The organism is Gulosibacter sediminis, from assembly GCF_014904065.1.
Classification (GTDB): domain Bacteria; phylum Actinomycetota; class Actinomycetes; order Actinomycetales; family Microbacteriaceae; genus Gulosibacter; species Gulosibacter sediminis.
In genome coordinates this window covers 8,943-9,263 of the sequence record NZ_JACXJG010000019.1, presented here as the reverse complement: position 1 = coordinate 9,263, position 321 = coordinate 8,943, and the positions used below count along the sequence as shown (strand labels likewise).

At 78.2% G+C, this 321-nt stretch carries 1 protein-coding gene (cut by a window edge); it reads left to right on the top strand.

Annotated features, from left to right (window positions below; all coding sequences use genetic code 11):
* Positions 1-27 precede the first annotated feature (27 nt).
* Positions 28-321 carry the 5' end (the start) of an HAD-IC family P-type ATPase gene (locus ID132_RS14040; RefSeq protein ID WP_459562475.1) on the top strand. Its footprint extends 357 nt past the window's final position, so 294 of the gene's 651 nt are visible here — the first part of the coding sequence; its start codon is at positions 28-30; its stop codon lies beyond the right edge, outside the window.

The following is a 321-nucleotide window of genomic DNA, read 5'->3' as shown; positions in this document are numbered from 1 at the left end:
GACAGCGAGCACCCGCTCGCCCGCGCGATCGTCGGCGCCGCCGAGCACCGCGGCCTCGCCCTCGCGGCCGCCACCGACTTCTCAAGTTCGCCCGCGGTCGGCGTGCGCGCCTCCGTCGAGGGCCGCACCATCGAGGTCGGCGGGCCGTACCTGCTCGAGCAGCACGGCCTCGCCGAGGCCGCCCCGGCCGCGGCCTGGCACGCCGAGGGCGCCATCGTCCTGCACGTGCTCGCCGACGGCGAGATCGTCGGCGCGCTTCGGCTCGCCGACGAGGTGCGCGCCGAGTCACGCGACGCGGTGGCCGCGCTGCACGCGCAGAGC